We start from the raw sequence: 16023 nt of genomic DNA, 5'->3' as shown, positions 1-16023 counted from the left end.
TTTCCACGTTGTTCTCGTTTTCTTCCTAAGGCTAAGGGCTGAATTCGGATGAAAAGATTGCGATTCATTTCATTTTATTGTAGAATAGCCAGTGAGCAAATGTGAGTACTAACAATAGCAGTTATACTTAACATGCAGGAGGTCTTTAAAAGTGAATTTTTTAAAAGAAAAATTACCCAATAAAAATAGAATAATCTTTTTTGTCTTAGCGTTGATTCTATTTTGGGCTAAAACAATGTTGGCTTATTATACAGAATTTAATTTGGGGGTAAGTGGACCAGTTCAAACATTCATTCTTTGGATTAATCCATTTGCCACAAGTATGGTTTTACTCTCGTTATCTTTGTATTTTAAAGATACAAAGAAATCGGGTTACTCTATGCTAGTGATGTATTTTATCATTAGTTTATTGCTTTATATAAATGTTCTCTATTACCGAGAATTTGCTGATTTTATGACACTTTCAACAATCTTAGGAAATCTTGGTCTTGAAGGTGGCTCCAACGTCAGCTCTGGTTTAATCTCTTCTTTCTTTGTGATGTTAAGAGTTTGGGATATCGCTTATTGGGTAGACTTTGCTTTCTTAACTTGGTTAATTCGAAGAAAAGTTAAAGCTAGCGAAACAAATGTTATTCAAGAAAAGAAGCCTTTCTATAAACGTTATGCAGTAGCAGCTTCATTATCTGGACTCGCTTTACTCTTTGGAAATTTAGTTTTAGCTGAATCCGATCGTTCACAGTTGTTAACACGTACATTTGACCGAAACTATATAGTGAAATATCTTGGTATCAATTTTTACACTGGATATGATGCCTATCAAACGGTTCGGAATAACCGAATCCGCGCACAAGCAGACGAAGGGGATTTAAATGAAGTCTTTGAGTTTGCTAAAGAAAATAATGCTGTGCCTAATGATGAATACTTTGGCTTAGCCGAAGGGCGAAACGTGATTACTTTAGTTCTTGAAAGTGGTCAACAATTTATGATGGATTACGATTTAGAAGATGAAGATGGAAACAGTTATGAAGTGACGCCATTTTTAAATAGTCTCTATCATGATGATTCTACCATCAGTTTTGATAATTTCTTCCATCAAACGGGTCAAGGAAAATCATCAGATGCTGAAGTATTAGCAGAAAATTCACTCTTTGGTTTACCAGAGGGAAGTGCTTTCCATACATTAGGATCTGATAACACATTTCATGCCGCTCCTAAGATATTAGGGGAAGAAAAAGGCTATACTACAGCTGCTTTCCATGGAAATACTGGAACTTTTTGGAACCGAACAGGAACCTATAAAAATTTAGGCTATGATTATTTTTTCGACTCTCAATATTATGATATGGGCGAGGGACGAACTTTAGATTATGGTCTAAAAGATAAATTGTTCTTCCATGATTCAGTTGAATATATTGAACAATTACCGCAACCCTTTTATTCTAAGTTTTTAACATTGACGAATCATTTCCCATATCCGTTAGAAGAAGAAAATGCGAGTATTCCAAAAGCAAATACACAGGATGATACGGTAAATTCTTACTTCCAAACTATGCGTTATACGGATGAAGCTTTTGAAGAATTCTTTACTTGGCTAAAAGACTCAGGGTTATATGATAATTCAATTATCGTCATCTTTGGCGACCATTATGGAAATTCAAATATGCGTAACCCTTATTTAGCACCATTATTAGGTTATGATGCAGATGAATGGGGAGACTTTGAAAATGTTCAAATGCAACGTGTGCCTTTAATGTTCCATATTCCAGGTTATTCGGATGGAGAAATTAAAGAAACATACGGTGGTCAAGTTGATTTACTCCCAACACTCCTTCATTTATTAGGTGTTGAAACAGATTCTTACCTATTTATGGGACAAGATTTATTGTCTGAAGAAAATGAAGAGCTCGTACCATTCCGTAACGGAAATGTGCTTACACCTAACTATCACTTTATTGGTTCTCATATTTATGATGCTGAAACAGGGGAGATATTAGATGATACTTTAAGTGAAGAAGAAATAACTGAACTTAAAGAACGCGCTGATCACGGACGCGAGCGTCTCACGAATTCAGATAAATTATTAAGTTTGGATTTATTGAGATTTTATCAACCAAAGGCGTTAGAATCTTGGGAACCAAATACGTATCAGTATCAAGATCAGATGAGTGATTTAAAAAATAATCCGAAATCTGACACAAGTTTAATTAGTCAACACGGTGGAGAAAGTACCGCAGATTTATATGAAACTAATGCTCCAGAACTTGATGAGAATCAAGAAGATGACATGATTGACCCATCGGATGACGAAGAAAATCTTGATGAAGAAAATAATTCAGATAATGTAGAAAATAATCAGGAAGTAGACCGAGACCAAAATTCAGATACGACTAAATAAGTAAAATAATGATAAGAAAGACTTCACATTAGAACATTGGTATGCTCCCTTCAAAGTAGACACTGAAAAAAACAAACTACTTTGAAGGGGGCTATTTTTATGGTTAGAAAATATACTGAACCAGAATTATTACAATTTATAGAGCTCTACTTAGATGGAATTTCTCATCAAACACTCGTTGAGAAATATAACCTTAAATTATCTCGTACATCTTTTATGAGCTATGTTAAGAAGTACCAACTCCATGGAGTGAAAGGTATTGAATATCAAAAGAATAACCGTAGGTATACCAAAGAATTTAAATTACAGGTAGTAACAGAACATCTGGAATATGGATATGGGGCTAATTACTTAGCGAATAAATACAATATTCCAGCAAAAAGCACTGTAAATGCCTGGATAAACCGTTATACTGAAGGAAAGGAGAACAACACATATTCTTCAAAATCCGAGGTGTATAACATTATGGGCGTCAAAAAATCATATGAAGAAAAAATACAAATTGTAGAAGATTATATTGAGAACAAGTTAACTTATACAGAAGCTGCTGAAAAGCATCAAGTAAGCTACAATAACATTTATTCGTGGGTGAATAAGTACAAAAAACATGGACCAAAAGGTCTTGAGGATAATCGCGGGAGAGGAAAGCCATCTGAACTCCAGACTGAAGAAGAACGCTTAGACGCAGAAATAGAAGCACTGAAAGCCAGAAATAAATGGCTAGAGATGGAGAATGATGCGTTAAAAAAGCGCCGAAAGATCGCTGGGAGTCTCAAGTCTCAGGAGTTAGACAAGAAGCAGAATACCTAACTATTGAAGAATTAAAACATAAATATCCAATTACCCATCTTTGCGAAATACTGGGAGTTTCTAGAGCTAGTTATTATAAATGGTTGAAACGAGAGCCTTCAGAATCTGAGCTAAAACGTATTAAGCTAATGAAATGGATTAAAGAAATACACGAAACTTTCAAGGGGATCTATGGTTATCGAAGAATGACCATCTTTCTAAACTTCTTTAGGAATGCGAAAGTTAACCATAAATGTGTTTATCGCTTAATGAAGATCATGGGAATCAAAGCCGTCATTCGCCGTAAAAGAAAGAACTATGTCTCGCATAAAGTGGAACATTTAGCTGAAAACATCTTAGATCGTGATTTTTGGGCTGAAAACCCGATGGAAAAGTTACTAACTGATGTCACTGAGTTTAAATTAACCAATGGAACGAAACGTTACTTAAGTGCCATTCTTGACCTGGGGTCAAAGAAAATAGTCGCTTATCAGACGAGCAATCGGAATGACAATCCTTTAGTCTTAGATACCATGAAACAAATTACTGATGATGTAAAACTAGGAACAACACTTATCCATAGCGATCGTGGTTCTCAATATACTTCACACGCATTTAACAAAGTGGTTGAAGATAATGATTTGATTCATAGCATGTCACGCGTTTCAAAATGTATTGACAATGGTCCTATGGAGGGCTTTTGGGGGACCTTAAAGGTCGAGATGTTTAATTTAGATACATTTGACACCCCTGAATATTTAGACCAAAAAATTAAAGAATACATTGAGTTCTTTAATAATGAACGAGTGACTTTAGAAATGGGCTTAGCGATTCCTACCGAAGAAGAAATTCTGGAGAAGATTGCGTAAATTTACGAAAAAAACCATACACTTTTAGATGTATGGTTCAAAAATTATTTATTTTTTTACCTGTCTACTTGACAGGGGGCAGTTCACATCTTCTAATTTGGAGTCTTTTTATTTTAAACTAAAATAAGTGGAATGATTTCATTAAGATAAGGCAAAGTCATTTTGGCTAAATGTTTCTTTAAAGGTTTTAAAAATCATATAAAATGTGGTAAAATTAAGGTTGTGCTGAACGATTTTTTGAGGACTTGAAATGGAATTTAAAAGCTTACTTTTTCTTTTATTCTACTTTAATTAGCGTGTTTACTGATTAAAAATGATGCTGTAGAGTCTAAAAATAAGCGAGTGCAAGATGAAGCAAAAATTGAAGAAAATGCGCAATTCATTGTCGAACACAACTTAGCTTTAGAGGATTACATAAAATGACTCAAACTTCGAGAAGAGATGGCTGAATAAATCGCTATTTATAGATTTGATGACTTAAAGGATAGAGAGGATATGAATGCAAAGAAGATTTCGAAGATTTAAAAAGAAGATGAATCAAAGATTCCAAAATTTCCTGAATCTCCTAGCATTATTATTTAAACTAGGGTTTACCTTATTGCTTCTTTTCTTTGTGGCTTTGTTTTTAATTTCACGTCCTTTAAATATTTTTAGTGATTTTTTTGTTAATCACTCAGAGGAAACTGTAGAGATAGGGCGACTATCGGAAGATGAATTCATCCAACGGGTAGAACCTACAGCTAAAGAAGTTGAACAAACTCATGGTGTAAGACCCAGTTTATTAATCGCCCAAGCAGCATTAGAATCGGATTGGGGAAATAGTGGACTGTCGAAAGAATCGAACAATTATTTTGGAATAAAAGGATCAAATGGCAGAGAATATGCGACTAAAGAGTATTATGAGGATGAATGGGAAAATATTCAAACATCCTTTAAACAGTATAATTCGATGGAAGAATCTATTATTGATTACGCAAATCTTATAGATAATGGAACATCTTGGGATGCAAATTTTTATAAAGAAGTAAAAGAAGCTGGTGATTATAAAGAAGCAGCATATGCCTTGCAAGAAGCAGGCTATGCAACAGATCCTGATTATGCAAGTAAATTAATTCATATTATTGAAAAATATCATTTATATGAAATGGACCATTAATATTTAAAGTTTGTAGAAAAGGTGTAGATATATGGCTAATAGTTTAAATCATCAAAAAACAATCGGTATCGTCGGATCCAATCCAGACGCTCACGAATTTATATTAGAGGCAAATCGCTTAGGCTTTATCACCTATCAACTTTGTCAAACGGAAGAAGAAATCGCTTCTTCCTTTGGTGCCGATAAAGAGTTTTATGGTGCATTCGATGATGAGAGAATTCAGGAAGATTTTTTAATGCATTGTGATTTATTGGTGTATTTTGATTATTCATTAAATTCAAGACAAATTGAAGAAGCACGAAAGGCGGTTGTTATTCCACAAGGGGATGATTTATTGTCTATTTCGAGAGACCGTGCTTTACAAAAAGCTTTTAAAGAGTCATTGAGTGTTAATATTGCCCCTTATGAAACGGTTCTTACCTCTGAAGACATCAAAGAAGGCTTGCGAAGTATAGGCTATCCTGCGGTCTTAAGAACAAATTATTTAACGTCGTCTAATAAAGATCAAAGCTTTTTTATTTATGATGAAGAGGATATTGAAGAAGCGAGTAAGTTGTTAAAATATGGCACTTGTGTCCTAGAATCATGGATTGTAACCGACGAAGAGTTGTCTATATCTCTTGTGAAAACAGCTTCAGGAGCTATTGAAACTTATCCAGTGGTAAAAAAATCTTATCGAAATGATCGTTTATCCAATGTACAAACCACTGCAGCAATCGATCAAGATTTGCTGGAGGAAATTGAACGTGTGAGCAGAATACTTGCAGAAGGGATTCAGTTTATCGGAGCAATAACCATAGACTTTGTCGTGTCCCCTGCACAAGCCTTGTATGTCGGAAATATTTATCCTTTTCCAAATGAACTTTCACGCTATTCACAAAAAAACAGGATCAATGTCAATTGTAGAAGCGCATTTACGTGCGATTACTTCACTACCTCTTTCTTATGAAATGAAAGAAGATTCTATTTATGTCCCTTTTTATGAGGATCAAATAGAGGCAATTGAACGAGTGCTTATGATCTATCCGAATTGGAGATTCACTTTTTACCCAATTGTAAAAAGTGAAACGAAAAAGACCAAAGAAGCTATCGGACATATGATTATTGAAACAAAAGAAATGGAAAAAATACTTGCTATCTTAGCAGAGAATGATTTATAAATAAAAACATAAGAAAATGCTATTCAACCAATTTTTATTCGGTTACGTTTTAGCCAAACCATTATGATAGGGGAGTAATCATATAAATGGTGAAGAAAAAATTAGATCAAATTGTATACGAACAGATTGTTCGACAAATCAAAAACGGCCAATTATTACCTCGAGAACACATTACCGAACAGTGGGTAGCGGATGAATTACAAATCAGCCGCACACCTGTTAGAAAAGCTTTCTCTCGATTGGAAGAAGATAATTATTTAGAGATGATTCAAAACATTGGAGTCAGAGTGAAAATACAAAACCTTGATTCTAAAAGTTTTCAAGATCAGGTTAATTTTATCGAGCGTCTATTAAATCAATATTTATTTGACATAGAAAAAAAAGAGCAAATATTTGATGCTCGTCCATTACAAAACCATCTAGCAGCAATGCATGAACAAATGGATAAAGAAAATTCTGTATTTGAAGAGATGGAGTTAGATTACTGGTGTGATTTACTTAAATATAGTGAGAATGCCTATATGAAAGATTCCATAATGAAAACTATTCAAACTATTTTATTTGATGAAGGCTTCATTGATCAGATAATGAAAAAAAGCCGTACTCTAAAAAGTAAACATTTAGAGTGTTTGATAGATTATTTGACAGAGAATAACTATATAAAAGCTCGCCGAGAAATTCGGATTTTAATGAATCAATTAAAATTAAATGTGATTGAAGAAAACTATAAATACAACTAAACTTTCGAAGTTATGCTGAGCCTTTCATTGTGGAAAACATTGAAAAGTGTGCGTTTTGAGCATAACTTTTTTCTTTTTGAGGATTAAAAACATAGAAGAGAAGTAGTAGAATACCAACTATTTTTTAGGTATACTAGATAAGCATTGAAACGTGAAGTGGAAAGGAATTGATGAGCTTGACTCCTCCTAAAAACATTACGGATGGATTAAATAAAAAACAAAAAGAAGCGGTGATTACCACAGAAGGCCCTCTTTTAATTATGGCGGGTGCTGGTTCTGGAAAGACCCGAGTTTTAACACACCGTATTGCTTATTTAATCCATGAAAAGCAAGTAAATCCATGGAATATTTTAGCAATAACCTTTACAAATAAAGCAGCAAGTGAAATGAAGATAAGAGTAAACAATCTGGTTGAAGCGGGTGGAGAAGATGTTTGGGTATCTACTTTTCACTCGATGTGTGTACGAATCCTTCGTCGAGAGATTGATCGGATTGGTTATAATAGTCAATTCACAATTGCTGGCTCAAGTGAACAAAATACTTTAATGAAACGCGTGCTAAAAAAATTAAATTTAGATACAAAGAAATTTCCTCCACGTGCAATTTTATCAGAGGTTAGCAACGCAAAAAATGAACTAATCAGCGAAAAAGATTATGAACAGAATGCTTCAAATTATTGGCAAAAAACAGTGGCTAAATGTTACAACGAATATCAAAAAGAATTGCGTGTATCAGAGACCGTCGATTTTGACGATTTAATTATGTTGACGGTTCGTCTTTTTGAAGAACATGCGGATGTTTTATCATTTTACCAAAATAAATTTCAATATATTCATGTGGATGAATATCAAGATACCAACCATGCACAATATCGTTTAGTTAATTTACTTGGGCAACGGTTTGGAAATGTTTGTGTAGTAGGAGATGCCGATCAAAGTATTTATGGTTGGCGTGGTGCGGATATGCAAAACATTTTAGATTTTGAAAAAGATTATCCTAAAGCGAAAACCATCTTACTCGAACAAAATTATCGTTCAACGAAAAATATTCTTCAAGCGGCCAACACAGTGATTCAAAATAATATAAATCGTAAAGATAAAAAATTATGGACCGATAATACTCATGGTGAGAAAATATCCGTTTACTTTGCAAGTGATGAATATGCGGAAACCAATTATGTGGCGGATCAAATTGAAAGACTGATACGTGAGAATCCATCCATGAGTTATAATGATTTTGCGATCCTTTATCGAACGAATGCCATGTCTCGTGTGATGGAGGAAACATTAATTAAACGAAACCTACCTTTCCAAATGGTAGGGGGAACAGGTTATTACGAACGAAAAGAGATTTTGGATTTAATGGCTTATCTAACGCTAATTGTCAATCCAGCAGATAATCTCAGCTTTCGTCGTATTGTGAATGAACCTAAACGAGGTATCGGGAATGCAACTATTGACAAGCTTGCTGAAATTGCAGAGACCAATGGGATATCTTTATATGAAGCCGCCTTGCATGCACAGAACACAAACCTATCAAAACGTGCGGCAAATAATCTGGAAGAATTCGCCTTAATGATTCGTGATTTTCGTAAAATGACGGAGTTTGTGACAATAACAGATTTAGTAGAAAGTGTTTTAGATAAAACAGGTTACCTTGATCTTTTAAAAAGAGAAAACACACTGGAAGCTGAAACACGGGTGGAAAACTTGGAAGAATTTTATTCCGTGACCCAGACGTTTGATCAGTCAGATAGTGAAGATAAAAGCTTATTGGCTTTCTTGACCGATTTATCTTTGATTGCCCCAACGGATGATATTGAAGAAGAAAGTTCTGAGATTACTTTAATGACGCTTCATTCAGCTAAAGGATTGGAATTTCCAGTCGTCTTTATTATTGGTGTTGAAAAGAATATTTTCCCGCTGATTCGTCAAGATAGTACAGAGGATGATTTAGAAGAAGAGCGTCGCCTCGCTTATGTAGGGATTACTCGAGCAGAAGAAAAATTATTTTTAATTAATGCTTCTTCCCGCTTATTGTATGGGCGTAGACAATATAATCCAACGTCACCTTTTATTGAGGAATTGGATGAAGTTGTTATTGAAATTGAACGAAAAGAGGGCTTACCTACCTATATGACGGGGGACTATAGTGGTTCATTTAAACGTCAAACAACACTGACTCCTACCCAAAAGAAGAAAAACTATGCAACAAAATCTTCGGTGACTAGCAAAAGAAAGCAAAGTGCCGGTTCTGGTGCTGAAACGTATGATTGGTCTATTGGGGATAAAGCCTCACATAAAAAATGGGGGATTGGTACGGTTGTTCAGATAAAAGGGGAAAAAGAGGATCTTCAGTTAGACATTGCTTTTCCAAATGAAGGAATTAAGCATTTACTTGCCTCTTTTGCGCCAATTGAAAAAGTCTCTGATAATGAATAAATGCATAAGATTTGAGGGGGAAAAATGAGTAAAGCAATCAATTTTGAGCAAGCAGGAAAGCGTGTCGAAGAGTTGGTCCTAACACTTAACCAATATAGTCATGAATATTATGCATTAGATGCGCCAACTGTTTCAGATGCTGAGTATGATCGGCTCTATCGTGAACTGGTTAATTTAGAAACGATGTATCCAGAGCTAACTAAACAAGATTCACCTACACAGCGAGTTGGTGATGCATTAATCGAAGGGTTTGAAAAGGTAGAGCATTCTAGTCAAATGCTTTCTTTAGAAAATGCTTTTAATCTAGAAGAATTAGAAGCTTTTGACCGTAGAGTAGAGCAACAAGCAAAAAGCTCACACACCTATCTGTCTGAGATGAAAATCGATGGACTAGCGATAGCGATTAAGTATGAAAATGGTTATTTAGTACAAGCAGCCACGCGTGGAGATGGTCGAGTAGGAGAAGATGTCACACAAAATATTCGGGCAATCTCAGCGATACCTATTCGTTTACGCGACAATGTAACCTGTGAAGTACGCGGGGAAGTTTATATGCCCAAAGGAAGTTTTGTAAAATTAAACAAAGAACGAGATGAAGAAGGAAAAGATATTTTCGCTAATCCAAGAAATGCTGCAGCAGGAACCTTACGAAATCTCAATCCGAAAATCACCGCTTCCAGAAACTTAAATGCCTTCTTTTATACTTTAGTGGACCCAGAAGAACATGGCGCCAATACGCAAAAAGAAGCGATTGAGTTAATGAATGCATGGGGACTACATGTCAATCACGAATATGAATGTATCCAATCCATTGATGAAGTCTGGGCTTACATTGAAAAAGTAGAAAAAGAACGTCAAGATTTACCTTATGAAATTGATGGGGTTGTCCTTAAAGTCAATGAATTTTCGGTGCAAGAAGAAGTAGGAATGACCGTCAAAGCTCCAAGATGGGCTATTGCTTATAAATTTAAAGCCGAAGAAGCTCAAACTCTCTTACACGAAATAGAATGGACCGTAGGACGCACAGGGGTCGTCACCCCTACGGCTATCATGGATCCGGTTGTCGTTGCAGGTTCTACCGTTCAACGTGCCAGTTTGCATAACGTAGACCTCATTAAAAAACACGACGTTCGCCTTGGCGATACACTCGTTATCCACAAAGCGGGCGACATCATTCCAGAAGTTTTAAGAGTCGTGTTAGAGGAACGGCCAGAAGACAGCCAACCTTATGAAATTCCCAAAAATTGTCCGGCATGTGGCAGTGAATTGACGCACTTGGAAGACGAAGTGGCTTTGCGCTGCATCAACCCGGCCTGTCCGGTTCAAGCACAAGAGCGTGTGATTCATTTTGCTTCGCGAAATGCGATGAATATTGACGGTTTAGGGGAGCAAAGAGTGCGACAGTTATTTGAAGCGGATTTAATTTCTGATGTTGTTGATTTATATGATTTACAACCAGAAGCATTGATGGAACTTGAACGAATGGGCGAAAAATCGTCCACTAAATTAGTCGATGCGATTGAGGCTTCTAAGGAAAATTCGTTAGAGCGGTTAATTTTCGGCTTGGGTATTCGGCATGTAGGGTCAAATACAGCACGTTTATTGGTTCAAACCTTTCCAACAATAGATGAATTGAAAAATGCGGAATTTGAAGAAATTGTCAATATTGAAGGAATTGGGGACATTATTGCGGATAGTGTTGTGACTTTTTTTGATAATGAAGAAGCTCAAGTTCTGATAGAAGAGCTAAAAGCACGTCGTTTAAATATGGATTATTTAGAAGCGGAAAGAACGATTGCTCAAGAAGAAACGGCTGTTTTCGCAGATAAGACGATTGTTTTAACGGGGAAATTAGAAAATTTCACTCGAAATGAATTAAAGACTCAACTTGAATTGATGGGAGCCAAAGTTACCGGCAGTGTTTCAAGCAATACGGATCTTTTAATTGCTGGAGAGGATGCTGGAAGTAAATTAACGAAAGCCCAAGAATTGGGTGTGGAAATTTGGAATGAAGAACAACTAATGGAAAACTTAAAAGAAAACTAGAGAGCGAGGACGATATAGTGAAAAGTAAATGGAAATGGTTATTTCTACCAACACTTTTGCTGTTTTTGAGTGCTTGTAATTTAACCGACCAAAATGCTACAGATTCAGAACCAACTGAAGGTTCTGATGAAAATTTACAAAGCAATTCAACCGTTGTTTCTAGGAATCAATTAGGAGATGACTTTTATCGGCCAGCTCTTGATGAGGATGGTCAGTATCAAACAAGTAAAAATAGAGGGGTAACCTTAAGTTTAAATTCTGGAATAAATATTAGCTTATTTGAGAAGGATTTAATGCGTCTGTCGCAAGATACTTTTTCAACAGAAACCCATTTTATTCAAGAAGGACAATATCTCAGTAAAGATTTAGTGAATAGTTGGTTAGCTAGAGAATCTGAAGATAATCCTGAAGGGTTAAACCCACCAGAATCAGGCGAAGGAGATGACCGAGTCCCTCGTTATTTGAATTCAATCTTAGAATTCGATTTCTTCACCGAATCTGAAGAGAACTTACAGTTATCAGGAATCAGCATTGGTTTGGCTTTGAATACGGTTGATTATTATCAAGCGGAACAATTTGGGCCAACCTTAATGCAAGAAATTCCTTCTGAAGAAGCCCTAAGTAAAGGGAAAGACATTGCGAATCAATTGCTTTCACAAATCCGAAAGGTTGAAGGCTTAGAAAATACCCCGATTATGATTGGACTGTATGAGCAATCTCCACAAGATGATTTAGCTGGAGGCGTTTATGTAGCTCAAGGGAATAGTCTAAATGGATCTGAATCTATTGATGATTGGGTCTCGATCAATGAAAGGCGAATTATTTTCCCGCTTGAAGGAAGTGATTCTGCTGAAGGAAATGCTTTTGCGAACTTCCAATCTGAAGTAGAAAGTTTTTTCCCGAATATTAGTGGAATTACCGGGCGCGCTCATTATATAAATGATCAATTGGATTCTCTTTCCATCAACATTATGACGCAATTTTATGGTGAAGGGGAAATGGTCGCTTATACCCAATATCTAAAACAAAGTGCAACAACTTACTTGCCAGGAGATATGAATGTTGAAATTATTGTGGAATCTCCTGAAGATATTCAAGCCTTTTTAAAGAAAGATATTACGGAGTCAGATTATTTTTCATATGTTTTTGATTAGTGTAATCAATTTATGAGAATATTGAAAAAACAAGGAGGAAATACTAAAAATGAAAGTCAATGAAAAAATGATTTCAGAGATTGCTTCTATTATGAAACTCGAGTTTTCAAAAGAAGAAACGACTGAATTGACCAATGAATTGAATGAGACCTTATCCATGTTGAATACGATGCAAGAGGTCGATACAACAGATATTGAAGGGACTTTTTATGGAACAGTAAATCAGCAATCGTATTTTAGAAAAGATGAACCGCATCAAGACAAAGAAGAAGTCAAATCTTTACTTGCAAATGCGATAGATAGTGAAGGAAATCAAATTAAAGTTCCAGCAATTTTAGAAGATGGAGAGGGTGGAGCCTAATGAATCTACATACAAAATCAATTGAAGAACTTCACGAACTGCTTGTTAATAAAGAACTAACAGTTGTGGAACTTGTAGAATCAATATTTGACTTTATCGAGAAAACAGAACCAACCGTTGGTGCTTTTATTAGTACGAATAAGGAAGCGGCACTTGCCGAAGCGAAATTAGTTGATGAACGCGGTGTGGATGCGGATAATCTACTAGATGGAATTCCGGTCGCTGTAAAAGACAATATTGTTACTAAAGAAGGAAAAACGACGGCTGCTTCAAAAATGTTAGAAGATTTTACTTCTGTTTATGATGCAACTGTTGTTGAAAAAGTAAAAAAAGCCGGGATGATTATTGTTGGGAAAGCAAATCTTGATGAATTTGCGATGGGAGGCACAACAGAAACCTCTAAATTACAACAAACGGTTAATCCTTGGAATTCAAAAAAAGTTCCTGGAGGTTCTTCCGGAGGCTCAGCCGCAGCGGTTGCTGCAGGAATGGTTCCTGCTTCATTAGGAACAGATACTGGCGGCTCCATTCGTCAACCGGCTGCTTATACGAATTTAGTAGGGTTAAAACCAACTTATGGTACAATTTCTCGCTATGGTGTAATAGCATTTGCTTCTAGTTTAGATCAGGTCGGTCCTTTAACAAGAACGGTCAAAGATAATGCGACTTTGTTAAATGCTGTAAGTGGAAAAGACGATAAAGATAATACTTCTGCTGACTTAACTATTGACTTTACTGAAAAAATTGGTCAAAAGATTCAAGGGCTAAAAATAGGGGTTCCTAAAGAATTCTTTGACGAAAATCTAGTTGAAGTACACGTCTTACAAACAGTCCATCAAGCGGTAGAGCAATTGAAAAAATTAGGAGCTGAAGTGATTGAAGTCAGCTTACCTCATTTAAAATACGGGGTGCCTGCTTATTATGCGATCGCAACAGCAGAAGCTTCTAGCAATTTACAACGATTCGATGGTATTCGTTATGGCTACTCTGCAGAGAATGCAAAATCACTAGAAGATCTTTACGTAAAAACGCGTTCTGAAGGCTTCGGTTCAGAAGTTAAAAGACGAATTGTCCTTGGTGGAATTTCTTTAAGTGTCGAACATTATGAAGAACTCTATGGTAAAGCGACAAAAGTTCGAACCATTATCCGTAATGAATTTGAAGTGGCTTTGAAAGAAGTTGATGTATTAGTAGGACCATCTACAACAACTGTCGCACCGAATATTGAAAATAAAGAAGGTCAAGAGCCTGTAGAAGCTTATACAGATGATGTCTTAACTGTAGGGGTTAACTTAGCAGGTATTCCTTCATTAAATATTCCGGTTGGTTTCCATGAAAACATGCCAGTGGGAATGCAAATCATCGGCGATTATTTCGAAGAAGCGACCTTATACCAAGTCGGCTATGCTTTCGAACAAGCGACTGACTATCATGAACAATACCCAACACTTGAAGGAGGAACACAAGAATGAATTTTGAAACAGTTATCGGATTAGAAGTTCACGTTGAGTTAAAAACAAATTCAAAAATGTTCTCACCTTCCCCATCAGGCTTTGGAGCAGAACCTAATGTGAATACCAATGCGATTGATTGGGGATATCCAGGTGTATTACCAACACCAAACGAAAAAGGAATAGAACTTGCGATTAAAGCAGCATTAGCTTTAAATTGTGAAATTAACCAAGAAACAAAATTTGATCGAAAGAACTACGTCTATCCCGATAATCCAAAAGCTTTCCAAGTCACTCAAGATAAACAACCGATTGGGAAAAATGGCTTTATTGAAATAGAAGTGGATGGTGAAAAGAAAAAAATCCGAATTGAACGTGTCCATTTGGAAGAAGATGCAGGGAAAAATACGCATGGTAATGGTGGATATTCTTATGTTGACTTGAATCGACAAGGTACACCGTTACTAGAAATTGTATCTGAAGCGGACATGCGCTCACCAGAAGAAGCTTATGCTTATTTAGACACACTGAAACAAATTATCCAATTTACTCGTGTTTCGGATGTAAAAATGGAAGAAGGCTCTATGCGAGCGGATGCGAATATTTCTCTTCGACCATATGGCCAAGAAGCGTTTGGAGTTAAAACAGAATTAAAGAACTTGAACTCATTTAATAATGTACGCCGTGGTTTGATTTATGAACAAGGTCGTCAAGAGCGCTTGTTGTTGGCGGGTGAAGAAACGCTACAAGAAACGCGTCGTTATGATGATACTACACACGAAACAACGTTAATGCGTGTGAAAGAGGGTCAAGACGATTATCGTTATTTCCCAGAACCAGATATTTTACCTTTCACTATTTCAGATGAAACGATTGAAAAATTGAGGGCAGAGTTACCTGAAATGCCAGTAGAACGCCGTAAACGTTATGTTGAAGAATTAGCTATTCCTGCTTATGATGCAGAGATTTTAACGGATACGGTAGAAATGTCAGACTTCTTTGAACAAGCGGTGGCTGATGGTGCAGATCCAAAATTAGTATCCAACTGGTTAATGGGTGAAGTTTCTGCGTACCTAAACAAACAACAAGTAGGTATAGAGGAGACAACCTTAACACCTAAAGCTCTTGCAGAAATGATTGCTTTAATTGAAGATGAGACGATTTCATCTAAGATTGCAAAACGAGTATTTACTGAATTAACAAAAGTTCAAGTGGATGATGTGAAAGCATTGGTGGAAGATAAAGGTTGGGCACAATTAAGTAACCCAGAACAACTACTTCCAATCATTACCGAAGTGTTAGATAATAATGAACAATCGGTAGAAGATTTTAAAAACGGAAAAGACCGTGCAAAAGGTTTCCTAGTGGGTCAAGTTATGAAGGAAACACGTGGTCAAGCGAATCCTGGTGTAGTGAATAAATTATTAAATCAGGAATTAAATAAACGTTAAGATCCTTAAT

The 16023-nt window shown here is 36.0% G+C and carries 13 protein-coding genes; all 13 read left to right on the top strand.

Translation table 11 applies throughout. The annotated features are described in order from the left end of the window. Positions 1 to 151: 151 nt before the first annotated feature. The 13 genes from BUB96_RS02970 to gatB all read left to right on the top strand — a co-directional run bounded on the left by BUB96_RS02970 (position 152) and on the right by gatB (position 16013). Positions 152 to 2395: an LTA synthase family protein gene (locus BUB96_RS02970; RefSeq protein WP_073296171.1), complete on the top strand. Its 2244-nt coding sequence runs from the start codon at positions 152 to 154 to the stop codon at positions 2393 to 2395. Between the two features lie 99 nt (positions 2396 to 2494). Continuing rightward, positions 2495 to 3205, top strand: coding sequence for a helix-turn-helix domain-containing protein (locus tag BUB96_RS10255; RefSeq protein WP_073296168.1), 711 nt, complete (start codon positions 2495 to 2497; stop codon positions 3203 to 3205). A gap of 2 nt (positions 3206 to 3207) precedes the next feature. Further along, positions 3208 to 4053, top strand: coding sequence for an IS3 family transposase (locus BUB96_RS02960; RefSeq protein WP_073296165.1), 846 nt, complete (start codon positions 3208 to 3210; stop codon positions 4051 to 4053). A gap of 499 nt (positions 4054 to 4552) precedes the next feature. Further along, complete coding sequence (locus tag BUB96_RS02955) at positions 4553 to 5209, top strand: glycoside hydrolase family 73 protein (protein ID WP_084136768.1); 657 nt, start codon at positions 4553 to 4555, stop codon at positions 5207 to 5209. 31 nt (positions 5210 to 5240) lie between these two features. Beyond that, positions 5241 to 6158 carry an ATP-grasp domain-containing protein gene (locus tag BUB96_RS02950; RefSeq protein ID WP_073296162.1) on the top strand — a complete coding sequence of 306 codons (918 nt, stop codon included), beginning with the start codon at positions 5241 to 5243 and terminating at the stop codon, positions 6156 to 6158. Next, complete coding sequence (locus BUB96_RS02945; protein ID WP_073296158.1) at positions 6103 to 6369, top strand: hypothetical protein; 267 nt, start codon at positions 6103 to 6105, stop codon at positions 6367 to 6369. The genes BUB96_RS02950 and BUB96_RS02945 overlap by 56 nt, the downstream gene beginning before the upstream one ends. 86 nt (positions 6370 to 6455) lie before the next feature. After that, on the top strand, positions 6456 to 7109 hold the full coding sequence (locus BUB96_RS02940) for a GntR family transcriptional regulator (protein ID WP_073296154.1): 654 nt from the start codon (positions 6456 to 6458) through the stop codon (positions 7107 to 7109). Positions 7110 to 7285: 176 nt separating this feature from the next. Then, positions 7286 to 9550, top strand: coding sequence for a DNA helicase PcrA (gene pcrA, locus BUB96_RS02935; protein ID WP_407639284.1), 2265 nt, complete (start codon positions 7286 to 7288; stop codon positions 9548 to 9550). Between the two features lie 24 nt (positions 9551 to 9574). Next, positions 9575 to 11596: an NAD-dependent DNA ligase LigA gene (gene ligA, locus BUB96_RS02930; RefSeq protein WP_073296148.1), complete on the top strand. Its 2022-nt coding sequence runs from the start codon at positions 9575 to 9577 to the stop codon at positions 11594 to 11596. 17 nt (positions 11597 to 11613) lie between these two features. Then, entirely contained in the window at positions 11614 to 12750 is a 1137-nt protein-coding gene (locus tag BUB96_RS02925; RefSeq protein ID WP_159431721.1) for a CamS family sex pheromone protein, read from the top strand. 49 nt (positions 12751 to 12799) lie between these two features. Beyond that, complete coding sequence (gatC, locus tag BUB96_RS02920; RefSeq protein ID WP_073296145.1) at positions 12800 to 13111, top strand: Asp-tRNA(Asn)/Glu-tRNA(Gln) amidotransferase subunit GatC; 312 nt, start codon at positions 12800 to 12802, stop codon at positions 13109 to 13111. Next, complete coding sequence (gene gatA, locus BUB96_RS02915) at positions 13111 to 14583, top strand: Asp-tRNA(Asn)/Glu-tRNA(Gln) amidotransferase subunit GatA (protein WP_073296142.1); 1473 nt, start codon at positions 13111 to 13113, stop codon at positions 14581 to 14583. The genes gatC and gatA overlap by 1 nt, the downstream gene beginning before the upstream one ends. Continuing rightward, positions 14580 to 16013: an Asp-tRNA(Asn)/Glu-tRNA(Gln) amidotransferase subunit GatB gene (gene gatB / locus BUB96_RS02910; protein ID WP_073296139.1), complete on the top strand. Its 1434-nt coding sequence runs from the start codon at positions 14580 to 14582 to the stop codon at positions 16011 to 16013. The genes gatA and gatB overlap by 4 nt, the downstream gene beginning before the upstream one ends. Positions 16014 to 16023: the final 10 nt, after the last annotated feature.

The organism is Atopostipes suicloacalis DSM 15692 (assembly GCF_900129085.1).
GTDB lineage: Bacteria > Bacillota > Bacilli > Lactobacillales > Carnobacteriaceae_A > Atopostipes > Atopostipes suicloacalis.
Note: the sequence above shows the minus strand (reverse complement) of the source record. Positions and strands in the feature narration are given on the sequence as shown.

Coding starts and splice junctions, on each gene's coding strand:
- BUB96_RS10255 (WP_073296168.1), top strand. CDS start 2,495: ATGGTTAGAAAATATACTGAACCAGAATTATTACAATTTATAGAGCTC.
- BUB96_RS02955 (WP_084136768.1), top strand. CDS start 4,553: ATGCAAAGAAGATTTCGAAGATTTAAAAAGAAGATGAATCAAAGATTC.
- BUB96_RS02950 (WP_073296162.1), top strand. CDS start 5,241: ATGGCTAATAGTTTAAATCATCAAAAAACAATCGGTATCGTCGGATCC.
- BUB96_RS02945 (WP_073296158.1), top strand. CDS start 6,103: ATGTCAATTGTAGAAGCGCATTTACGTGCGATTACTTCACTACCTCTT.
- BUB96_RS02940 (WP_073296154.1), top strand. CDS start 6,456: ATGGTGAAGAAAAAATTAGATCAAATTGTATACGAACAGATTGTTCGA.
- ligA (WP_073296148.1), top strand. CDS start 9,575: ATGAGTAAAGCAATCAATTTTGAGCAAGCAGGAAAGCGTGTCGAAGAG.
- gatC (WP_073296145.1), top strand. CDS start 12,800: ATGAAAGTCAATGAAAAAATGATTTCAGAGATTGCTTCTATTATGAAA.
- gatA (WP_073296142.1), top strand. CDS start 13,111: ATGAATCTACATACAAAATCAATTGAAGAACTTCACGAACTGCTTGTT.
- gatB (WP_073296139.1), top strand. CDS start 14,580: ATGAATTTTGAAACAGTTATCGGATTAGAAGTTCACGTTGAGTTAAAA.